This window comes from Caulobacter sp. DWR1-3-2b1, from assembly GCF_049895765.1.
Lineage (GTDB): Bacteria > Pseudomonadota > Alphaproteobacteria > Caulobacterales > Caulobacteraceae > Caulobacter.
Map to the genome: position 1 here is coordinate 41,259 of NZ_JAFCSZ010000009.1, position 22,486 is coordinate 63,744.

The window sequence follows — 22,486 nt, forward strand, 5'->3', positions numbered from 1 at the left end:
TGGGCGGAGGGGTTCAGGATCATGATGTTCTACCAGCGGCGCTCGAAGCGGCGGCGCAGGATGACGGCCGCGGCGTTCATGACGATCATGAAGACCAGGAGGACGATGATGGCGCCGGCGGTGCGCTCGTGGAACGCGCGCTCAGAGGCGTTCTCCCAGATGAACACCTGCACGGGCAGAACTGTGGCGGCGCCGGTAAAGCCTTCCGGCACGCCGGGCACGAACGAGACCATGCCGATCATCAGCAGCGGCGCGGTCTCGCCAAGCGCGTGGGCCAGCGACAGGATGGCGCCGGTCATCACGCCGGGCATGGCCAGCGGCAGCACGTGGTGGAAGACGGTCTGGGTCTTGGACGCGCCGACGCCCAGGGCGGCTTCGCGGATCGAGGGGGGCACGGCCTTCAGGGCCGAGCGGGTGGCGATGATCACGGTCGGCAAAGCCATCAGGGCCAGCACCAGACCACCGACCAGCGGCGAGCTTCGCGGCACGTGCAGCCAGTTGATGAACAGGGCCAGACCCAGCAGGCCGTAGACGATCGACGGCACGGCGGCGAGGTTGTTGATGTTGACCTCGATGATGTCCGTCCAGCGGTTCTTCGGGGCGAACTCTTCCAGATAGACGGCGGCCATCACACCCACCGGCACGGCGATCAGGGCGGTGATCAGCAGCATCATGGCCGAGCCGACCACGGCGCCCAGCACACCGGCCTGTTCGGGCTCGGTCGAATCCGAATTGGTGAAGAAGGCGAAGTTGAAGCCGGACTTGACCGACCCGTCCTTGCGCAGCTGCTCCAGCCAGTCGAGCTGCTGGTTGTCGAGCTTGCGGTCTTCCTCAACGGTCGAGCGCTTGATCTCCCCCTTGAAATAGAGGTCGGCGTCGGCCTTGAACGGGCCGGTGACGGTGACGGTCTTGCCGATCAGCGACTTGTCGGCCTTCAGCTGATTGAGCAGCTGGAAGCCGAAATCGCGCGAGATCAGGTCCATGACCTTGCCGGAGGTCAGGCCAAGATCGTCGTCCTGAACGCCCAGCTTCTTCATGGTCGCCTCGGCGACGATGTAGTCGTAGTTGACGCCTTCCAGATCGGCGACGTCGATGCGCTCGGGGTTCAGATAGACCGGGATGCTCAGCGTATGGGTCTGGAAGGTGGTGTAGCCCTGGCCGACGATACGGCCAACCAGCACCACCAGGAAGATCATGGCCACGGTGATGGCCAGCAGACCCTGGGCCTTGAACCAAACCTCGGCGCGGTGACGCTTCTTGAGGCGGGCTTCCATGGCGGTCAGCGGCGCGCGAGCGGAGCCGACATCGGGCGCGGCGGGGGGCGCGACGGCGTCAGTCATACTGTTCCCGATACTTCTGGACGATGCGCAGGGCGATGATGTTCAGACCCAGGGTCACGACGAACAGGGTCAGGCCCAGACCGAAGGCCGCGAGGGTCTTGGGGCTGTCGAACTCCTGGTCGCCGGTCAGCAGGGTAACGATCTGGACGGTGACGGTGGTGACCGTGTCGAGTGGATTGACGGTCATCTTGGCCTGCAGGCCGGCGGCCATGGTGACGATCATGGTCTCGCCCACGGCGCGGGACACGGCCAGCAGCATGGCGGCCATGATCCCCGGCAGGGCGGCGGGCAGAATCACCTTCTTGACGGTCTCGGACTTGGTGGCGCCCATCGCGTAGCTGCCGTCGCGGAGCGCTTGGGGCACGGCGTTGATGATGTCGTCCGACAGCGAGGAGACGAACGGGATCAGCATGATCCCCATCACCACCCCGGCCACCAAGGCCATCTGGTTCTGGACTTCCATCAGATACTGACCGACGCCGTCCAGCGGGCCGCCGACCATCGTCGCGCCCAAGGCGTTGAAGCCGGCGCGGAACAGGGGGCCAACGGTCAGGGCGGCGAAGAAGCCGTAAACCACGGTCGGCACGCCGGCCAGGATCTCCAGCAGCGGCTTGATGGTCGAGCGCACCGGGCGGCTGGCGTATTCGGACAGGTAGATCGCCGAGTAGAGGCCAACAGGCGCGGCCACGGCCATGGCGATCATCATGATCAAGAAGGTGCCGGCAAACAGCGGCACCGCGCCGAACGCGCCTTCCGCGGCCACCTGGTCGGCGCGCATGGCGATCTGCGGGCTCCACTCGGTGCCCAGCAGGAACGCGATCGGCGAGACGCTCTGGAAGAAGCGCCAGCTTTCCCAGATCAGTGACAGGACGATGCCCAGGGTGGTCAGGACGGCGGCGATCGAGCAGGCCAGCAGCAGACCGCCGACCCAACCCTCGACCCGGTTGCGGGCCCGGAAGTCGGCAGACAGACGCGGGAAGGCCAGCAGGAACCCGGCCAGGGCCACCACGGCCGCCAGACCCAGAACGCTGAAACGGATCAGGGCGTCGATCCGGCGGGCCTCGGCGACCTTGACGTCAAGGGCGGCCTTCAGTTCGCCTTCATAGGCGATCTCACTGGGCGCGATACCCGACGCGATAGCCTGGGCGTCGCTGAAGAACACGGCCTGGCGGTCGACATCCTGGGCTTGAACGATGGCCGGCCGCTGGGCCTGCAACATCGCGTCCTCGACGCGGTCGCCGAACATGGCGCCCAGCAGCAGGAGCAGGGCGGCCGGTGCTCCAGCCCAGAGAGCCGCGTAGCCGCCGTAATAGCCCGGGAGCGAGTGCAGCACGCGCTTGGCGCCGCCGGCATTGGCCACGGCGCGGCGCTTGCCGAGCATGAAGGCGATGCTGGAAAACAGCGCCAGGAACAGGAGCGAGAGCCAGGTCAGCATGCGTGCGGCGGGGTCTTGCGCGAGGGGTTGCGGAGACGTCGCACAGCGCGTCGTCCCGCCCCGGTAGAGCTATGCCCGCCCGGCACTGTGCTTATGCGACGTTTAGATGACAGTTTAAAGACAGCGCCCGGCAGCCCATTTGCGCCTTGAACGCGGGGCAACGTCGCCGAGCTGAAACACTTCCCTGCCTTCCTGACATCGCAACGCAACGAAGCCTCGCCATGACCGTTCCGGCGCTGGTCCTGGCAGCACCCTTGTGCGCGCCCTGATCGTCTGGAGACTCGACTTGAACACCTTCGTGACCAACCGGCCCGATGATATGGCGACCCGCCGCCTGCGCGCCACCCTGATGCTGAGCGCATGCGCCGCCCTGCTGGCCGCCCCGGCCCTGGCCCGCCAGACCACAGCGACGCAGCAGCCAGCCGCCGCCCAGCCGGGTGGGATGCCGGGTGCGATGGACGACGAAGCCTACGAAGTCGACGCCTTGACGGTCACCGCCTCGCGCCAGCTGCCCGGCTCGGTGATCGGCGACATTCCGCCCGAACTGCAGCTGTCGCCGCGCGATATCCGCGCCTATGGCGTCTCGACGGTCTCCGAACTGATCACCGCCCTGGAGCCCCAGACCTCCTCGGCGCAGGGCGGCGCGGCCGGCGGCCGGCCGGTGATCCTGGTCAATGGCGGACGCATCTCCAACTTCAGCGAGGTTCGCGACATCCCCACCGAGGCTATCGCCCGGGTCGATATCCTGCCCGAGGAGGTCGCGCTGAAATACGGCTATCGCGCCGACCAGAAGGTGATCAACCTGGTCCTGCGCCGCCGCTTCCGCGCCACCACAGTCGAGGCCGGCGCCAGATTGCCTACCCAATCGGGCGGCGGCGACACAGTCGATGCGCGTCTCAACCAGTTTCGCATCCAGCGCGACACCCGCGTCCTGATCGACGCCAAGGTCAGCGACCAGAGCGCGCTGTACGAGGTCGAGCGCGACATCGCCCAGCCGCGTTCAGACGCGGTCTTCCGCACCCTGATCCCCAAGCAAACCACCTGGGCGCTCAACAGCGTGTTCTCGCGTCCGATCAGGGACGGGGTTTCGGGAACGATCAACGCCAGCATCGAGGGCAGCGACAGCACCAGCTGGCTGGGCCTCAACACCCTGGCTACCGGTCCGCTGCGCCGCCAGTCGGAAAGCCTGACCGGCCATATCGGCGGCGGCATGATCGGCGCGGTCAAGGGGTGGCGCTGGTCGGTCACCGGCAACGCTGAGGGCGGCAAGAACGACAGCACCACCGAGCGGGTGATCGGCGGCGTCGCCTATCGGGATGTCTCCAATTCGATCTCGACCTCGGCTGACGTCCAGGGCGATTTCAGCGGCACGCTGTTTCGCATCCCCGCCGGCGCGGCAACCTCGACGGTCACGGGCGGGTTTGCGACCGTGCATCTCGAGAGCGACTCGGTGCGGGCCGGAGCGGCCCGGTCGGGCGACCTGTCGCGCGACACCGGCAGCGCCAAGCTGAACTTCGACCTGCCCCTGACCAGCGTGCGCAACGACGTGCTGCCGGGGCTGGGCAATCTGTCGCTGAACCTGAATCTGGCCGCCGACAGGCTCTCCGACTTCGGGACCCTGACCACCATCGGCTATGGCGCCAACTGGTCGCCCATCGAGAAGCTGCGGGTCATCGCCTCGGTCACCCGCGACCAGGGCGCGCCCAGCCTCCAGCAGATCGGCGATCCCGAGCAGCTGACCCCGGGCGTGCAGGTCTATGACTTCCGGCGCGGCGAAACCGCCGTGATCTCGCGCCTGACCGGCGGCAATCGCGCTCTTCGCGAAGAAGACGGGCGGGTCGTCAAGCTGGGCCTCAGCCTCAAGCCGTTCGACAAGACCAACCTGACCCTGACGACCAACTATACCAATTCACGGACCAACGACCCGATCTCCAGCTTCCCGACCGCCTCCAGTCAGATCGAGGGCGCCTTCCCCGAGCGCTTCGTGCGCGACGCCACCGGGCGGCTGGTGCAGATCGATGCGCGGCCGATCAATTTCGACCGCCGCCAGACCGACGAACTGCGCACTGGCTTCACCTTCCGAAAATCGTTCGGCCCCCAGCCGCAGCCCGGTCAGTTCCGGCAGAGACAGGGTCAGGGCCAGGGTCAGGCTCAGACTCCGGGTCAGGCTCAGGGCGGCGCCCAGCGCGGGACGCCCGCCACCGGTCAGGTCGCCCAGATTCCCGGCCAGCCCGGCGCCGCGACCGAGCAGGGCGCTCCGCCTTCCGGCCAGGACGGCGCGTCTCAGGTTTCGGCTACCCAGGCCCGACGTGAAGGCGGCGAACGCGGCTTTGGCGGTCCTGCCGGCGGCTCTGGCGGTTTTGGCGGCGGCGGGCGCGGCCCCGGTTTCGGCGGCGGCGGACCGCCCGGCGCGGGCACGTTCCAGATCGGGCTCTATCACACGGTCAAGTTCACCGACGAGATCGTTATCCGGCCCGGCCTGCCGACTCTCGACCTGCTGGACGGCGCCTCGCTGGGCTCCGGGGGCGGAACGCCGAAGAACCAGATCGATCTGCAGGGCAACCTGTCCCGCAACGGCCTGGGCGCCAGCTTCAACGCCCGCTGGCAGGAAGGCACCGTGGTTCGAGGTTCCGGCGCTGTCGGCGCCCAGGACCTGTCGTTCTCGGCGCTGACCACGGTCAGCCTGCGTGTTTTCGCCGATCTGGGCGCCCAGCCGGCCTTGCGCGGCAAGCCGTTCTTCAGGGGCGCGCGGATCAGCGCCTCGGTCGACAACCTGTTCGACGCCCGCCAATCGGTCCGGGCGCCGGACGGGACGACGCCGATCACCTATCAGGAGGACTATCTGGATCCTCGCGGACGCGTGATGCGGGTCTCGTTCCGGAAACTGTTCTGACGACGGCGCCCGCTTCCTGGCTTCGGTCAGGAGGCGCACCTCACGCCTGGGCTTCGGCCACCATGCCTACCTTGGCCCCGGCCTTGGCCATGGGCAGGTAGAAGCCGAAGATCGCGCCTTCGCCCTGGACGCTCTCGACGGTGAGCCCGCCCCGGTGGCGGTTCATGATGTGCTTGACGATGGCCAGGCCCAGACCCGTACCCGAGCGGTCGCCGCTCTTCTGGCCCTCGACGCGATAGAAGCGCTCGGTCAGGCGGGGCAGGTGTTCGCGCGCCAGCCCGGGGCCCCTGTCGGTGACCCGAAAGGTCGCATAGCGCTCGCCGGCCGCATGGTCGGGGGTCAGCAGCGACATCCGCGCCGCCGCCGGATCGCGCGGGGCCGCCGCCGCGTCGGCCGACAGACCGGGATAGATCTCGACCCGCACCACCCCGTCGCGGGGCGTATATTTGATGGCGTTGTCGATCAGGTTCTGGATCACCTGGATGATCTGGTCACGGTCGCCCTCGACCACGGCCGCGCCACGCGGCGGCAAGACCGGATCAAAGCTCACCGCCTTTTCCCTGGCCTGCGGCGCCAGGGCGTCGATGACGTCGATGACGGCCATGGCCAGGTCCACCCGGCCCAGCGGCGCGATGTGCTCGTTCAGCTCGATGCGCGACAGGCTCATCAGGTCGTCAATCAGCCGCGCCATCCGCTCGGCCTGGGCCAGCATGATGCCCAGGAACTTGTCGCGCGCGCCGGGATCGTCCTTGGCGTGGCCACGCAAGGTCTCGATGAAACCGGACAGCGAGGCGAGCGGCGTGCGCAGCTCGTGGCTGGCATTGGCCAGAAAGTCGGCGCGGGTGCGCTCGCTGCGGCGAGCGTCGGTCTCGTCTCGAAGCACCAGCATCGCCAGGCGTGAACCTTCAGCGCCTTCGCTCAGCGGCCGGGCATAGGCGATCCACGAGCGGCCCTGGGTTCCGCCGGTCTCATACTCAACCGCCCGCTCGATCCCGCCGAACAGGGCCTCGTCCACCGCCTCCAGCACCTGGGGGTTGCGCACTGCGGTAACCAGCAGGGTCGCGTCGCGCTGAATCCGGAAAAGCTCGCGCGCGGCGGCGTTGGCGAACACGAAGCGGCGGCCGGTCAGGTCGTCGGCCTCTTCGGCGGCGATCACCATCAGCGGATCGGGCAGGCGCTCCAGAATGGTGGCGAACGGCGGCAGGTCACGCGCCGCCGAGGGCGCCAGGGCCGCGGCGGGCTGATTCTCGGCCTGGATCCGACGATGGCGCGCGCTGAGATAAAGACCGCCGAGGCCGCTGGCGATGGCCGCCAGCCAGGCGGGCACGGGCTGGGCCGCCCCTGTCGCGGCCAGGACGAGAATCGCGGCCGGTCCCACCAGGACGGGCAGGGTCACCCCACCGACCGATCGGGCCAGACTCCGAATAGGTTGTTGCTCCGGAGACATGGATCCGCGCCTTGAGATTCTCGCCTGTGGGGATTCGACGAAGCAGATATGGCGCCACGCCATGCCATGCGATAGACGGTTGGCCGCTCTAATGCGTGCCGTTGGCGTTGCTCACCGCAATTTCGCCGCAACGTGACGCAAGTTAGGGTCTGGGTTCTTATCCGAGGTGGTTGTTCGTAATGCAGCGCAAGGTCCTGGTCGCGACAGTCGCAGCCGCTCCTATCCTGGCTTTGGCGTTTGGCGCTTACGCTGAAACCTCGGTCACAACGGCCCGCACCACGCCGATCGCGACGTCGACCGCCAATAATGGCGCGGCCGACGACGTGCGGGTGACGGCGGACGGTTCGATCAAGCCGACCACGTCGGGAGCGCTGATCACGCTCGACAGCAACAACAAGGTCGTCAGCCTCGGGACCCTGGCCACGGTCGGCGTCAACGATTCGACCGGCATCCTGATCCTGGGCGGCCGGACCGGCTCGGTCAGCAATGGCGCCGCCATTACAATCAACGAAGACTACACGCCCACCGACACCGATTCCGACGGCGACCTGGACGGCGCCTTCGCCACGGGCCCGAACCGCTTCGGCGTGCGCCTGACGGGTCCCGGCGCCTTCACCGGCGCCATCGTCAATGAGACGGCCGGCACGATCGCCATCGAGGGCAATAATTCCGCCGGTATTTCGCTGGAAAGCGCCTTGATCGGCAACTTCACCAATAACGGCTCGGTCACCCTGCTGGGCGACAACGGCGCCGGCATTCGCGTCGCCGCGCCCGTGACCGGCAAGGTCACCGTCAATGGCGGCGTCTCGGTGGTGGGCAAGAACACGGTCGGCGTCGCTATCGACGGCGACGTCAGCGGCGCTTTCGTGGTGCAGGGCGGCGTCAGCGCCACCGGCTATCGCTACACCACCCGCCCCACGCTGCTGACCGACCGCGCCAAGCTGGACGCCGACGACCTGCTGCAGGGCGGCTCGGCCGTGCGCGTCACCGCCAATGTGGCCGGCGGCGTGCTGCTGGACATCCCGCCCACAGACACCGACACCACCAAGGCCGATGAAGACGGCGACGGCGTCGCCGACGCCAGCGAGGGCGCCGCCGCCCTGACCACCTTCGGCGCGGCCCCTGCCCTGGCCATCGGCTCGGACACCCGGACCGTGACCCTCGGCGCGGTCGGAACCGGCGAGAACGCCTATGGCCTGGTCGTGCGCGGCGCGATCGCCGCCAGCGGCGTCTATGACGGCGTAAGCGGCACGGGCATCCAGATCGGCGGCAACGCCGGCCAGGCCACCACCCTGGTGGGCGGCGCCAAGCTGTCCTCGACCATCGCCGCCAGCGCCTACGAGGCCAACGCCACCGGCGTGCACCTCAAGGCCGGCGCTACGGTCCCGACCCTGTGGAACAAGGGCTCGATGTCGGTCTTCACCGTGTCGGAAGGGACCTTCGACGCGCGGGCCGTCGCCATCGACGCCGGCGCTTCGATGACCACCTTCAGGAACGACGGCGCGATCACCGCGACAGTCGGCGGCGAAAAGGGCAGCGCCTATGGCGTCATCGACTATTCGGGCCTGCTGACTAACATTCAGAACAACGGCAAGATCTCGACCTCGGTGGTCGCGACCGACGACGACAAGGACCTCGACGACACCGACCTGCTGCCCGGCAACGAGACGGTCACCGGCAAGTCCGTGGCCATCGATGTCAGCCGCAACACCACCGGCGTGACCCTGGTCCAGGCCGGCCTGAGCGACGGTGACGACGGCGCCGACGGCGTGGCCGACGCCGACGCGGACGGCGACGGCGTGGACGACGGCGACGAGCCGTCCATGATCGGCGCGGTGCGGTTCGGCTCCGGCGCGGACACCTTCAACGTGCTCAACGGCTCGGTGATCGGCGACATTTCGTTCGGCGCGGGCGCCGATACGTTCCGGATCGACAACGGCTCGCTGGTTCTGGGCGCCCTGACCGACACGGACGGCCAGCTGTCGATCACGGTCGGCAAGGGCAGCCTCGGCATCGCCAACGCCGCGACGATCAACGCCACCAGCCTGAATGTCGGCTCGACCGGCAAGATCCTGTTCACCGCCGATCCGAAGGCAGGCGCCAACACCAAGCTCCAGGTCTCCGGCGCGGCAAACATCGCCTCCGGCGCCGAGCTCGGCATTCGCCTGACGGGGCTAGTCAAGCAACCGACCTCCTACACGGTGATCTCGGCCGGGAGCCTGACGGTCGGCTCCATCGGCCAGGGCCTGCTGGCCGAGTCGCCCTACCTCTACGTCGCCTCCAGCCGCGCCGACACCAACAACGTCTATATCGACGTGCGCCGCCGCACGGCCGCCGAGATCGGCATGAGCCGCTCGCAGGCCGGCGGCTATGACGCGGTGTTCGCCGCCCTGGGAGACAATACCGACCTGTCGACGGCCTTCCTGGCCCAGAACGGCAAGGACGGCTTCCTGGGCCTTTACGACCAGATGCTGCCCGACCAGGGCGAGGGCCTGTTCTCGTCGCTGCAGACGGCCAACCAGATGATCTCGGCGGCCACCGCCGTGCGGCCCGATCCGGGCGAGCGCTATGGCCCCGACAGCCTGTGGATCCAGGAAATCAACTCGCTGGTCCGCCGCGACGCCGGGGACACGCCGGGTTCCGACAACCAGGCGTTCGGCTTCGTGGCCGGCTATGAGGCCATGGGCGACGCGGGCGGCGCCTTGGGCGTGACGTTGGCCTATATCAATGTCGAGGAACACGACATTGTCGCCAAGGTCGGCGAACAGACCACCGCGTCCTTCGTGCAGGGCGGCGCCTATTGGCGTCGGTCGATCGGCGGCTGGCGCCTGAACGCCGGCGGCGGCGGCGGCTTCGGCTGGTTCGACGGCGATCGCCGATTCATCGCCCCGGACGCCAACGCCGACGGCGTGGCCGACCTGATCCTGGCCAACACCGCCGACTGGGCGGGCGCGACGCTCAACGCCTTCGCAGGCGGCGCCTATGAGCACAAGATCGGCCGCTACTTCGTCCGTCCCGAAGGCCGCGTCGACTATGTCTGGCTGCGCGAAGGCGAGCGCAAGGAAACCGGCGGCGGCGCGGGCTTCGACCTGACCGTCGAGGAACGCACCTCCAGCAACCTTTCGGGCGAGTTCGGCATCGCCTTCGGCGCCGACTTCGGCAAGGACGTCTGGTGGCGGCCCGAAGTGCGGGTCGGCTATCGCCAGACCCTGGCCGGCGAAACGGGCGACACCATCGCCCAGTTCAAGAACGGCAGCCCCTTCACCCTGGCCGCCTTTGACGACAAGCAGGGCGCGCTCACTCTGGGCTTCGCGATCAAGGCCGGCACGCCGATGTCCTATCTCGCTCTCGAAGGCGGAGCCGAAGCGACCAAGCGGCAGAAGCGCTACAATCTGCGCCTCACCGGCCGCGCGATGTTCTAATCACCCCGGGTCGGCGCCGCGAGGGTCCGGCCTCGTCGATTTTCAAACCTCTCGTCGCGGTCTCGCGGCGGGAGGTTTTTCGTTTTAGCCCCGCCATGAGCCGCGCTGTGACGATTTGTCCGTGCACGGCTAACAGCCCATTAAACTTATATCTCCTTGTGTCAGCTGGAGTTTCTTGGCTTCAGCCGGGAGGCCAAACCGCGCCCGCAGTTTTTCTTACGGCCGGTTTTCCTAATCTCTATTCACGAGCTAGGAATAATAGTTTTCCCTAGCTCCAGCAGGACGGGCCGCCAAGGCGGACCGAGAGGGGACCATAATGACGACCAACAAGACGACCTTGCGGACCGCGCTGATCGCAGGCGTTTCATTCCTGACCATGGCCGGAGCCGCCAACGCCCAGACCAGCCAGGACGCCGAAGCCCGCATCGCAGCGCTCGAAGCCCAGCTCCAGGCCCTGTCCGGCCAGATCGCCGACCTCAAGGCCGCCACCGCCGCGAACGTCAAGGACGTCCGCGCCGCCCAGAGCGCCACCACGGTAAGCCTGGCCAATGGCCGCCCGACCTTCGCCACCGGCGACGGGGCCTTCACGGCCTCGTTCCGCGGAATCCTGCAAGCTGACGCGGCGATCTACGATCAACGCGACGCCGGCCCGCTGGCCAGCGACTTCCGCCGCGGCTCGTTTAATGACGCCGCCGAAAACGACCGCGCCCGCGACCTGGGCGACGGCGCCAATATTCGCCGCGCCCGCCTGGGCATCGAAGGCAAGGTGTTCGGCGCCTTCGACTACAACATGATCTACGACTTCGGCGGTTCGGGCACCGAAGAGGCCGGCAAGATCTCGTCGGCCTGGGTGCAGTACAGCGGCTATCCCGTGAAGGTCCGCGCCGGCATCTATGCCCCGGTCACCGGTCTGGAAGATGCCGCCAACAACACCGGCTCGCTGTTTGTCGAGCGCGCCTCGGTCGCCGAGACCGTGCGTGGCCTGGCTGGCGGCGACGGCCGCGCCGCCTTCGGCGTGCTGGCCAATGGCGAGCGCTGGAACTTCTCCGCCGCCGTCACCGGCAACACCGTCACCACCCAGACCTATGACGAGCAACTCGGCTTCATCGGGCGCGTGGCCTATGTGCCGCTGAAGGGCGAGAACTGGCTGATCCATGTCGGCGCCAACGCCAACCTGGTCATCGATCCCGCCGCTGGTGGTCCCGACATCGCCTCGGCCGGCGGCGCTGTGACCAATATCCGCCTGCGCGACCGGCCGGAACTGCGGGTCGACGGCACGCGCCTGATCGACACCGGCAATATCGACGCCGACGGCGTGACAGCCCTGGGCCTGGAACTGGGCGCCCAGTTCAAGAACCTCTACGCCCAGGCCGAGTACTTCAATATCGATGTCGAGCGCCGCAACAGCACGCTGAGCGATCCGAAGTTCGACGGCTGGTACGTCCAGGCCGGCTGGACCCTGACGGGCGAACCACGCCGCTACAACGCCGCCACCGCCGGCTTCGACAATCCGCGCCCGGCCAAGCCGTTCAACCCCAAGAAGGCCCAGTGGGGCGCGGTCGAACTGGCCGCCCGCTACTCGAACCTGGACCTCAACCACCTGTCCAGCGGCCCGGGCAATCCGACCCTGCCCGGCGCCATCCGTGGCGGCGAGCAGAACATCCTGTCGTTGGGCCTGAACTGGTACCTCAACAACGTCGTTACGGTGTCGGGCGCCTATCGCAATGTCGAGGTCCGTCGCCTGTCGCAGGGCGGCACGTCCTTCGTGGCCGGCTCGACCCCGCCTGCCGGCGCCCAGGTCGGCCAGGACCTCGATATCTGGTCGCTGCGCACGCAGTACGCGTTCTAACCCAAACCCACCCAAGCCAAGGATGCCTTCATGACCCGTAGTTTCGACAAACCGACGCGCCGGGGCGTCCTTGGCGCTGCTTCAGCTGGCGCGGCTGCCTTCGCCGCGCCGACCCTGATGGCCGGTCAGGCCCAGGCGCGAGCCGTCAAGGGCCTGACCCTGCTGAACGTCAGCTACGATCCCACGCGCGAGCTCTACAAGGACATCAACGCCGCCTACGCCAAGTACTGGAAGGAAAAGGTCGGCCAGACCCTGACCATCAACCAGAGCCACGGCGGATCGGGCAAACAGGCCCGCTCGGTGATCGACGGCCTGCAGGCTGATGTCGTCACCCTGGCGCTCGCCTATGACATCGACGAGATCGCCGCCCGCGCCAAGCTGCTCCCGGTCAACTGGCAGTCGCGCCTGCCCGAGAACTCCACGCCCTACACCTCGACCATCGTTTTCCTGGTCCGCAAGGGCAACCCGTGGAAGATCAAGGACTGGGGCGACCTGATCAAGCCAGGCATCGACGTCATCACGCCCAATCCCAAGACCTCGGGCGGCGCGCGCTGGAACTATCTGGCCGCCTGGGCCTGGGCTCTGAAGCAGCCCGGCGGCAATCCGGCCAAGGCCCAGGCCTTTGTCGGCTCGCTGTTCAGGAACGTGCCCATCCTCGACACCGGGGCGCGCGGCGCGACCACCACCTTCACCCAGCGCGGCATCGGCGATGTGCTGCTGTCGTGGGAGAACGAGGCCTACCTTGCGCAGGAAGAGCTGCCGGGCAAGTTCGACATCGTCTACCCGTCGTTGTCGATCCTGGCCGAGCCTCCGGTGGCCATCGTCGACAAGAACGTTGACCGCCACAAGACGCGTCTGGCCGCCGAGGGCTATCTGAACTTCCTATACAGCCCCCTGGCCCAGGACCTGATCGGCAAGAACCACTACCGTCCGCGCAGCCCGGCGGCGGCGGCCAAATATGCCGGCAAGTTCAAGAAGATTCCGCTGGTGACCATCGACGACACCTTCGGTGGCTGGAAAAAGGCCCAGACCACGCACTTCGCCGACGGCGGCGTCTTCGACAAGATCTACCAGCCGAAATAGGCCGGGCTCCGGATCGCGGGACGCTCATCCTCCCCTTTGTCGTCTCGCGCGCAGGGCGTGAATCCAGACAGGATTCACGCCCTGCCTCTTTTGGGGCATGCTCCGGGTGTTTGTTGGGTAGCAGACACAGGCGGAACCTGGCGGACGCACCACGCGTTAGGCGCGGACGGGAGATGGCATGTCGGATCTGGCGACCTGATGACGGACCTATCGCAATCTGGACGGGGCGTTGGCGCCCCCTCCGCAGACGGCGCCGGGGATTCGTTCGTCGCCGCCATCCGAGCAACGCGAATGGCGATGATCGTCACCGACGCGGCTCAGGCCGACCAGCCCATCATCTTCGCCAATGGCGCTTTCCTGAAGCTGACCGGCTACAGCCGTGACGAGATCATCGGCCGCAATTGCCGCTTTCTCCAGGGTCCCGACACCGATCCCGCTGACGTCGAACGACTCCGCACAGCCATCGCCGCAGGGGAGGACGCCGCATGCGAGATCCTGAACTACCGCAAGGACGGGTCGTCGTTCTGGAACGCCGTCAATCTGAGCCCTGTCCGCGACGAGACCGGCGTGATCACCCATTTCTTCGCGTCCCAGCTGGACGTCAGCACCAAGAAGCGCGCGGACCTGGCCTTGAGCGAGACGCGGAACGACCTGGAACGACTGGTCGCCGACCGCACGCGGGAGCTGACCCAGGCGCTGGAGCAGAAGACCGCCCTGCTCCATGAGGTCGATCACCGGGTCAAGAACAACCTCCAGCTGATCTCTTCCCTGCTGCTGCTGCAGAACCGGCGGGTTTCCGATCCGGCCGTGAAGGCCGCTCTGCGCGGTATGCTGGACCGGGTCAGCGCCATCGCCACCGTGCATCGCCGCCTGTTCCAATGCGACGATGTCGAACGTTTCGACGTTTCGGCTTTCGTGCGCGATCTGGTGGCCGACATCATGGGCTCCTCGGGTCGTGACGACATCCAGTTCAACCTCGATCTGGAACGGGTGGATGTGGCCGCCTCCAAGGCCGCGCCCTTGGCCTTGGTGATCAGCGACCTGCTGTCCAACACGATGCGCCATGCCTTCCCGGATGGGCGTCCCGGACGGGTCTTCGTCGGAATTAGTCGAAACGACCGAGAGTTTCGGATCGAAATCGCGGATGACGGCGTTGGTATAATCACTTCGACGGGATCGACAGGCTTCGGGCTCACCATCATCCAGCTGCTCTGCCAGCAATTGAAGGCCAAGTTCGAAAGCTCAAACGCCTCACCAGGCACGCGCGTTGTGATCAACTTGCCCGTTAACGGCGCGCCATAGTAAAAACGGGCGAGGGTGCGTGATGAATGAGCGACCGCTCGGCGTTTTGATCGTGGAAGACGAGGTTCTGCTCGCCACTGAACTTGAGTTCCTGCTGGTGGAAGCAGGATGCTGCTCGGTCGGGCACGCCATGAGTTCCGACGAGGCGATGGTTCTCGCTCACGATCTGCAGCCTGACCTTGCCCTGGTTGACGTCCATCTCTGTGACGGACCAACCGGCGTCAATGCGGCGCGTCGCATCCACGAGGATTGCGGGGCCGTAGCTCTGTTCATGACCGCCAATGTCAAACGCCTGCCCGAGGACTTCGCCGGGGCCTGCGGCGTGATCGGCAAACCCTATTCGAGCTTTGTCGTGACGACCGGTCTGGAATATCTGCGGATCTGCATGCGCGAAGGCCGCGCGCCGGGCCCACCGCCCATTGGCCTCACCCTGTCGCCGCAATATCTGGCGCTGTGGGGCCTCCAAGACCAGCAGATGGCTGGCTGACCGTGGCCGCTTCGCCCGCGGCCGTAGCGGTCGGGGTGGCGGCGGCCCTGCTGTCGATCACCAGTTTCGCGCCCCAGATGATCAAGATCTGGAAGGAGCGCGACGCTTCCTCTGTCTCCCTGCGAACCTATGTGGTCACCGTCGCCGGCTTCATCTGCTGGACACTGTACGGCTTGCTGATCCAGGCTTGGCCGGTGGTGGCTTCCAACCTCGCGTGCCTGGCCATGTCGTCGGGCGTGCTGGCCATGAAATGGCGCTTCGACCGCAAGGCCGCCTGATCCTGTTTTAAGTGACAGGGGTGGCGGTGTCCGCTATCGAGACCCGCCCTTTCCGCACAGGATCCGCAACCTTGACCGACGCCGCCGAGGAAGCGGGCTGGGCCACCGCCAAGACCCTGGCCGAGGCCCTGCCCTACATCCAGATCTACGACCGCGAGACGGTGGTGATCAAATACGGCGGCCACGCCATGGGCCAGGAACAGGTGGCCAAGCTGTTCGCCGCCGACGCGGTGTTGCTGAAGTTGTTGGGCGTCCATCCGGTGGTGGTGCACGGCGGCGGTCCGCAGATCAGCCGCATGCTGGAGCGGGCCGGCGTCAAGTCGACCTTCATCGACGGCCTGCGCGTCACTGACGAAGCGACGATGGAAGTGGCCGAGATGGTGCTGTCGGGCGCCATCAACAAGGAAATCGCCAACTGGATCACCCTCGCCGGCGCGGAAGCCGACGTCCGGGGCGTGGGCCTGTCGGGCAAGGACGCCCGGATGATCACCGCCGAGAAGGTGACCCGCACCAAGCGCGACCCTGACAGCAATATCGAACAGGTCGTCGACCTGGGCTTCGTGGGCGAGCCGACCAAGGTTGATCCGCACATCATCCAGGCCCTGCTGTCGTCGGAGACCGACTACATCCCCGTGATCGCCCCGATCGGCGTGTCCGAAGCCGGCCAGACCTTCAATATCAACGCCGACACCGTGGCAGGCGCTCTCGCGGGCGCGCTGAAGGCCAAGCGGATGCTGATGTTGACCGATATCGCCGGCGTGCTCGACGGCAATGGCGAGTTGATCCGACAGATGACCCTCGACGAGGCTCGCGGCCTGATCGAGAGCGGCGTCGCCAGCGGCGGCATGATCCCCAAGCTTCAGAACGCCATCCACGCCGTGGAATCGGGGGTCGAGGCCGTGGTCATCCTGGATGGCCGCCGTCCGCACGCCATGCTGGTCGAACTGTTCAGCGAGCACGGCGCCGGTACGCTGATCTCGCGATGAGCCCCCAGCCCACCCCCGACCTGGCACACGTCGAGACCTGGCTCTTCGACCTCGACAACACCCTGTATCCCGCCGAGTGCGAATACATGGCCCTGATCGAGGGGCGGATGACCGATTTCGTCGCGCGGGAGACGGGGCTTCCCCGGGACGAGGCGCGCGCGCTTCAGAAGAAATACTACCACGAGCACGGCACCACCCTGGCCGGGCTGATGGCCCATCACGGCATGGAGCCCAAGGCCTTTCTGGACGAGGTGCATGACGTCTCGATGGACCGGCTTACCCCCGATCCCGCCCTGCGCGCCTCGATCGACCGCCTGCCCGGCCGTCGGCTGATCTTCACCAACGGCTCGCTGGGCCATGCCGAGCGGGTTCTGGGCCATCTGGGCCTGGATCATCTGTTCGAGGACGTCTTCGCCATCGAGACGGCCGACTATCTGCCCAAGCCGGCCATGGCGACGTTCGAGAAGATCGTTTCGCGCCACGCCCTGACCTCGCCGGTCACCGCCTTCTTCGAGGACAGCGAGAAGAACCTCGCCCCCGCCGCCGTCCTGGGCATGACCACGGTGCTGGTCGGCGCCCATGCGGCCGCCTCGACCGCCGATTTCGTCCACCATCGCACGCACGACCTCGCCGAGTTCCTGACCTCGGCGCGCCTGAAGGATCTCTGAGCCATGACGACCGTGAGCCTCCCCGCTATTTCTTTGGCCGACCTGCAAACCGAGATCGAAGCCGCCTGGGAAGCCCGCGACGGCGTCTCCACCGCCACCACCGGCCCCGTCCGCACGGCGGTCGAGGAGGCCCTGCTGATGATCGACGCCGGCAAGGTCCGCGTCTCGGAGAAGATCGACGGCGAGTGGACCACCCATCAATGGCTGAAGAAGGCTGTGCTGCTGTCCTTCCGCCTCAATCCCAACAGCGTCATGCGCGCCGGAACCCTGGGCGGCGCGGTAGGCCCGTGGTGGGACAAGGTTCCCAACAAGTTCGACGGCTGGGACGCTCCGCAGTTCGAGGCCGCCGGCTTCCGCGCCGTGCCCGGCTCGATCGTCCGCCGCGGGGCCTATATCGGCAAGAACGTCATCCTGATGCCGTCCTTCGTGAACATCGGCGCCTTCGTCGACGAGGCCACCATGGTCGACACCTGGGTGACGGTCGGCTCGTGCGCCCAGATCGGCAAGCGCGTCCACCTGTCGGGCGGCGTCGGCATCGGCGGCGTGCTGGAGCCCCTTCAGGCCAACCCGACCATCATCGAGGATGACTGCTTCATCGGCGCCCGCTCGGAAGTCGTCGAAGGCGCGATCGTCGGCGAGGGCTCGGTCCTGTCGATGGGCGTGTTCATCAGCGCCTCAACCAAGATCGTCGACCGTAAGACCGGCGAAATCCACATCGGCAAGGTGCCGCCCTACAGTGTCGTGGTCCCCGGCAACCTGCCCGACCCCAAGGGCGGCCCGGGCCTCTACTGCGCCGTGATCGTCAAGACGGTCGACGCCCAGACGCGGTCGAAGACGAGCATCAACGAGCTGCTGCGGGACTAAGCCTCTCGCACCGTGAGGCGCCAGAGAAATATCTTGCGGTCTCGGATCTCATAGAGCACCCGGAAACTTGGCGACCGCGGCGTTTTCGGACCAACAGCGATAAACATGTCCCGCCCCTCAAAGGCGGGACAACGCTCGTTGTTAAAAGGCGCTCGGCCTAGCAGCCATTCAAGGTTCTGCACGCCCTCATCGATGAACGGGAATTGCCGCTGCAGCGGCTGGAGCCCTTTCCGACCTGATGGCTTCATCAGGGTCGGGCAAAAAGGGCTCTAAATCAAAAGTTTAGAGCATTTTTCGATCCGATAACCGTTTCACACTTATCGGAAAATGCTCTAGACCGCTTCCTCGAAAAGCTCTGAATGGCTGATCGAGAAAGGCGGCCGCTCAGGAGGGGGCTCGCGTTCGCTCTAAAGTCAATCTCGAACGCATCTGCCCGTCAGGCCGAGACCCCGAACACCGCCCCGACTCCAGCGGTCAAGCCCATGGCGATCGCGCCCCAGAAGGTCACCCGGGCGACGGCCTTGACGATCGGAGCGCCGCCCACGCGCGCGCCGACCCCGCCCAGCACGGCCAGGAACAGCAGCGAGGCCAGCGACACCGCCACCACGATGGCGCTGGCCGGAACGAGGATCGCCACCACCAGGGGCAAGGCCGCCCCCATCGCGAAGGTCAGGGCCGAGGTCAGGGCAGCCTGAATGGGCTTGGCCGTCGTGATCTCGGAAATGCCCAGCTCGTCCCGAGCGTGGGCGCCCAGGGCGTCCTTGGCCATCAGCTGGCTGGCGACCACGCGGGCGACCGCCGGTTCGACCCCGCGCGTCTCGTAGAGGCCGGCCAGTTCGTCGAGCTCGAAGTCTGGCTGGGTTTCCAGTTCGGCCTTCTCGCGCGCCAGGTCGGCGCGTTCGGTGTCCGATTGCGAGCTGACCGAGACATATTCGCCGGCGGCCATCGACATGGCGCCCGCGACCAGACCCGCCACCCCGACGACGAGGATCTCGCCCCGCCCCTGCGAGGCGGCGGCGACGCCGACGATCAGGCTGGCGGTCGAGACGATCCCGTCATTGGCCCCCAAGACGGCGGCGCGCAGCCAGCCGACGCGTTCGATCAGGTGGCGTTCGCGGTGACTGATCATGGGGCATCTCCTGGGAGCCGATAGCCAAGGCCGATCAGGCGCGCCTGACCTTGACCTGCGTCAAGTTTCGTTCAGCCGGACCGGCGCGCCTACCGTTTGCGCCCGCTCTCGACCTCATACGGCGTCCCGTCCCGATGCCGGTAGATCTCCTCGCCCTCGCGCAGGATCAGGTCGATGTCGGGATAGTCGCAGCCATCGGTCTCCGGCCGACGCGAGCCCATCTCCAGCAGCACCGCCACCTTGTCGGACCGGTTCTGGAGGTGGTGGCCGTTGGCGACACCGGCCTTGAAGCCTGCGCAGTCGCCGGCGCGGAGGATGGTCTCGCACTCGTTCTCGACCAGCACGACCTCTCCCTCGACCACCCAGGTGAATTCCTCCTCGGCGGTGTGCCAGTGACGCTGGCTGGTCCATTGGCCCGGCGGCAGACGCATCAGGTTGACGCCGAATTGGGTCAGGCCCGCCGCGTCGCCAAGCTTCCAGCGCTGGCGCTCGAGGCACGGCGCGTCGAACGGCGGCGGATAGGCCGCGCCGAAACGGGTCGGCGCGGCGTCGATGTCGATCTTGGGCATGGAGATCCGTGGAAGAGGCTTGCGTGGTTTGCGTCGGGCCGGAGGGAAGCCTAAAGCCAGCACCATGACCAGCCCAGCGCCCGCATCTGTCAGCATAGACCCCGTCGAACTCGCCCAAGCCCTGATCCGCCGCCCGTCGGTGACGCCGGCCGACGAAGGTGCGATGGACGTGCTGCAGCGCCAGCTGGAAAGCCTGGGCTTCGCCTGTCGCCGCATGAAGTTCGGCGAGATCGAGAACCTCTACGCCAAGCGCGGCACGGCGCGGCCCAATCTCTGCTTCGCCGGCCACACAGACGTGGTTCCGGTCGGCGACGACGCAGCCTGGACCGCCGGTCCGTTCGAGGCCGAGATCAAGGACGGCGTTCTGTACGGCCGGGGTGCGGTCGACATGAAGAGCGCCATCGCCGCCTTCGTCTCCGCGGTCGGGAACATGCCAGAGCATCCCGGCTCGATCAGCTTCCTGATCACCGGCGACGAAGAGGGCGTGGCAGAGGACGGCACCGTCAGGGTTGTCCAGACCCTGCAGGCCGAAGGCGAAATCATCGACCACTGCATCGTCGGCGAGCCCACCAGCGCCAGCCTGCTGGGCGACATGGTCAAGATCGGCCGGCGCGGCAGCATCAACGCCTGGATAGCCGTCGATGGTGTCCAAGGCCACGTGGCCTATCCGCACCGCGCCGCCAATCCGATCCCGGTGATGATCGATATCCTGAGCCGCCTGCAGAGCCGAGTGCTGGACGAGGGCTATACCGGCTTCCAGCCCTCGAACCTGGAAGTCACCACGGTGGATGTCGGCAACACGGCCACCAACGTCATCCCCGCCACCGCCCGGGCCCGGGTCAATATCCGCTTCAATCCGGCCCACCAGGGCAAAGACCTGCAGGCCTGGATCGAGGCCGAATGCCGAGAGGCCGCCGAGGGCTTTTCAGGCCGGGTCGAGGCCCTGTGCAAGGTCAGCGGCGAGGCGTTCCTAACGCAGCCCGGCCCCTTCACCGACGTGATCGTCGCCGCCGTGGGCGAGGCCACCGGGCGCGTTCCGGAGCTGTCCACCACCGGGGGCACCAGCGACGCGCGGTTCATTCGAGCCCTGTGTCCGGTGGTCGAGTTCGGTCTGGTCGGCTCGACCATGCACCAGATCGACGAGCGGGTCCCGGTGCAGGAAATCCGCTATCTGGCCGACGCCTATACCGCCCTGATCCGTCGCTATTTCGAAGCCTTCGCGTAGAAGCTCCGCATGGCGACCATAGACGAGTTCTCGATAGACGACGTCCTGGCCGAGGTCGCCGCGCTGGTGAAGCCGCACTTCGGCAAGGGCCGGCCGGCCGACTACATCCCGGAACTGGCAGAGGTGCCGGGCAGCAAGTTCGGCATGGCGGTCTGCACTCTCGACGGCGGCGAGCACGTGATCGGCGACGCCGACGAGGGGTTTTCCGTTCAGAGCATCACCAAGGTCTTCGCCCTGGGCTTGGCGCTCAACCGTTTCGGCGACGAGGTCTGGACGCGGGTCGGCAAGGAGCCGTCTGGCACGCCGTTCAACCATCTCTCCCAGCTGGAAGCCGAGGGCGGTGTTCCCCGCAACCCGTTCATCAATGCTGGCGCCCTGGCGATCACCGACCATCTGCTGGACACGGTGAAAGACCCCGCCGCCCTGGTGCGCGGTTTCGCCAGCTTTCTGGCCGATGAGGCCGTCGAGATTGACGAGGCCGTCGCGGCGTCCGAGCTCGCTACGGCCCACCAGAACCGCGCCATCGCCCATCTGATGCGCGGCAAGGGCACGATCAGCCACGATCCCGAGGCCGTGGTCGCCGCCTATTGCCGCCAGTGCGCCCTGACGATGAGCTGCCGCCAGCTGGCCCGCGCCTTCCTGCCCCTGGCGGCTGGCGGCTTCTCGCCGGTGATCCAGGAAACCATCTTCCCTGACCGGCTGACGCGCCGGCTGAACGCCCTGCTGCTGACCTGCGGCATCTATGACAGCGTCGGCAGCTTCGCCTATCGCGTCGGCCTGCCGGCCAAGAGCGGCGTCGGCGGCGGCATCGTGGCCGTGGTTCCGGGCAAGGCGGTGATCGCGGTGTGGTCGCCGGAACTGGACCGCTTCGGCACCTCGGTGGTCGGGACGGCGGCGCTGGAGGCTTTTACCCAACTTACAAGCTGTTCCGTGCTTTAGCTTCGAACCACCCAAGCTCCGGGGCGTTGTAGGCGCTCAACCATCAGGAGCGCGCCAATGGGCATTTTCAGCAACATCATGGGCAAGATCTTCGGCCATAAGCCAAAGACCGCCCCGGCGCCGACTGGGGCCAAGCCTGCGCCAGTCCCGACGCCCGACGCCGCGCCGGTCGTGCCCAAGCCGCAGCCCGTCGACGTCACCGCCGTGCTCGACGAAATGGCCGCCGACAATCCGCAAAAGCTGAACTGGCGCAACTCCATCGTCGATCTGATGAAGCTGGTCGGCATGGAGAGCAGCCTCTCCGAGCGCAAGGAGCTCGCCGATGAGCTGGGCTACACCGGCGACAAGAGCGACAGCGCCTCGATGAACATCTGGCTGCACAAGCAGGTGATCAAGAAGCTGTCGGATAATGGCGGCAAGGTGCCGGCCGATTTGATGGATTAGCGGGAGCGTCCAGCGCTAGAGCATTTTCCGATAAGCGTGAAACGGTTATCGGATCGAAAAAGGCTCTAAACTTCTGATTTAGAGCCTTTTTCGCCCGACCCTGATGAAGCCATCAGGTCGGAAAGG

The 22,486-nt window shown here is 66.8% G+C and carries 18 protein-coding genes; 13 read left to right on the plus strand and 5 right to left on the minus strand.

The features are described 5' to 3' along the window. Positions 1-29 precede the first annotated feature (29 nt). Positions 30-1,340, minus strand: a complete 1,311-nt coding sequence (gene pstA / locus ACP69S_RS10560) for a phosphate ABC transporter permease PstA (protein WP_425996966.1) — start codon at positions 1,338-1,340, stop codon at positions 30-32. Continuing rightward, entirely contained in the window at positions 1,333-2,775 is a 1,443-nt protein-coding gene (pstC, locus tag ACP69S_RS10565; RefSeq protein ID WP_425996968.1) for a phosphate ABC transporter permease subunit PstC, read from the minus strand. The genes pstA and pstC overlap by 8 nt, the downstream gene beginning before the upstream one ends. 286 nt (positions 2,776-3,061) lie before the next feature. Between pstC and ACP69S_RS10570 the strand changes: the two genes are divergently transcribed. Then, a complete protein-coding gene (locus tag ACP69S_RS10570; protein WP_425996970.1) occupies positions 3,062-5,668 on the plus strand; it encodes a TonB-dependent receptor in 2,607 nt (868 codons plus the stop codon). 40 nt (positions 5,669-5,708) lie between these two features. Here ACP69S_RS10570 and ACP69S_RS10575 read toward each other — a convergent pair whose 3' ends face one another. Further along, positions 5,709-7,115: a sensor histidine kinase gene (locus ACP69S_RS10575; protein ID WP_425996972.1), complete on the minus strand. Its 1,407-nt coding sequence runs from the start codon at positions 7,113-7,115 to the stop codon at positions 5,709-5,711. 179 nt (positions 7,116-7,294) lie between these two features. Between ACP69S_RS10575 and ACP69S_RS10580 the strand changes: the two genes are divergently transcribed. The 9 genes from ACP69S_RS10580 (at position 7,295) to dapD (ending at position 18,054) form a co-directional block, all read left to right on the plus strand. After that, entirely contained in the window at positions 7,295-10,537 is a 3,243-nt protein-coding gene (locus tag ACP69S_RS10580; RefSeq protein ID WP_425996974.1) for an autotransporter outer membrane beta-barrel domain-containing protein, read from the plus strand. A gap of 316 nt (positions 10,538-10,853) precedes the next feature. Further along, the gene (locus ACP69S_RS10585; protein WP_425996976.1) at positions 10,854-12,386 is read left to right on the plus strand and encodes an OprO/OprP family phosphate-selective porin; all 1,533 of its coding nucleotides are present in this window, start codon (positions 10,854-10,856) and stop codon (positions 12,384-12,386) included. 30 nt (positions 12,387-12,416) lie between these two features. Further along, positions 12,417-13,469, plus strand: a complete 1,053-nt coding sequence (locus tag ACP69S_RS10590; RefSeq protein ID WP_425996978.1) for a sulfate ABC transporter substrate-binding protein — start codon at positions 12,417-12,419, stop codon at positions 13,467-13,469. 198 nt (positions 13,470-13,667) lie between these two features. Further along, positions 13,668-14,771 carry a histidine kinase dimerization/phosphoacceptor domain -containing protein gene (locus ACP69S_RS10595; RefSeq protein WP_425996980.1) on the plus strand — a complete coding sequence of 368 codons (1,104 nt, stop codon included), beginning with the start codon at positions 13,668-13,670 and terminating at the stop codon, positions 14,769-14,771. 22 nt (positions 14,772-14,793) lie between these two features. Next, a complete protein-coding gene (locus tag ACP69S_RS10600; protein ID WP_425996982.1) occupies positions 14,794-15,258 on the plus strand; it encodes a response regulator in 465 nt (154 codons plus the stop codon). 2 nt (positions 15,259-15,260) lie between these two features. After that, positions 15,261-15,536 carry a SemiSWEET family sugar transporter gene (locus ACP69S_RS10605; protein ID WP_425996984.1) on the plus strand — a complete coding sequence of 92 codons (276 nt, stop codon included), beginning with the start codon at positions 15,261-15,263 and terminating at the stop codon, positions 15,534-15,536. Positions 15,537-15,607: 71 nt separating this feature from the next. Continuing rightward, positions 15,608-16,522, plus strand: a complete 915-nt coding sequence (argB, locus tag ACP69S_RS10610; RefSeq protein ID WP_425996986.1) for an acetylglutamate kinase — start codon at positions 15,608-15,610, stop codon at positions 16,520-16,522. Continuing rightward, positions 16,519-17,190, plus strand: a complete 672-nt coding sequence (locus ACP69S_RS10615) for a pyrimidine 5'-nucleotidase (protein WP_425996988.1) — start codon at positions 16,519-16,521, stop codon at positions 17,188-17,190. Before argB ends, ACP69S_RS10615 begins: the two co-directional genes overlap by 4 nt. Positions 17,191-17,193: 3 nt before the next feature. Further along, entirely contained in the window at positions 17,194-18,054 is an 861-nt protein-coding gene (gene dapD, locus ACP69S_RS10620) for a 2,3,4,5-tetrahydropyridine-2,6-dicarboxylate N-succinyltransferase (RefSeq protein ID WP_425996990.1), read from the plus strand. 436 nt (positions 18,055-18,490) lie between these two features. On the opposite strand, the gene ACP69S_RS10625 is transcribed toward dapD, so the two are convergent. Then, positions 18,491-19,183, minus strand: coding sequence for a VIT1/CCC1 transporter family protein (locus ACP69S_RS10625; protein ID WP_425996992.1), 693 nt, complete (start codon positions 19,181-19,183; stop codon positions 18,491-18,493). An 89-nt stretch (positions 19,184-19,272) separates the two neighbouring features. Then, complete coding sequence (locus tag ACP69S_RS10630) at positions 19,273-19,752, minus strand: cupin domain-containing protein (protein WP_425996994.1); 480 nt, start codon at positions 19,750-19,752, stop codon at positions 19,273-19,275. 64 nt (positions 19,753-19,816) lie between these two features. Between ACP69S_RS10630 and dapE the strand changes: the two genes are divergently transcribed. Genes dapE through ACP69S_RS10645 form a run of 3 tightly spaced genes read left to right on the plus strand, consistent with a single transcriptional unit; the run spans position 19,817 to position 22,360 of the window. Beyond that, a complete protein-coding gene (gene dapE, locus ACP69S_RS10635; RefSeq protein ID WP_425996996.1) occupies positions 19,817-20,977 on the plus strand; it encodes a succinyl-diaminopimelate desuccinylase in 1,161 nt (386 codons plus the stop codon). A gap of 9 nt (positions 20,978-20,986) precedes the next feature. Further along, positions 20,987-21,916, plus strand: coding sequence for a glutaminase (locus ACP69S_RS10640; RefSeq protein WP_425996998.1), 930 nt, complete (start codon positions 20,987-20,989; stop codon positions 21,914-21,916). Between the two features lie 57 nt (positions 21,917-21,973). Beyond that, positions 21,974-22,360, plus strand: coding sequence for a DUF3597 domain-containing protein (locus ACP69S_RS10645; RefSeq protein ID WP_425997000.1), 387 nt, complete (start codon positions 21,974-21,976; stop codon positions 22,358-22,360). The last annotated feature ends 126 nt before the right edge of the window (positions 22,361-22,486 follow it).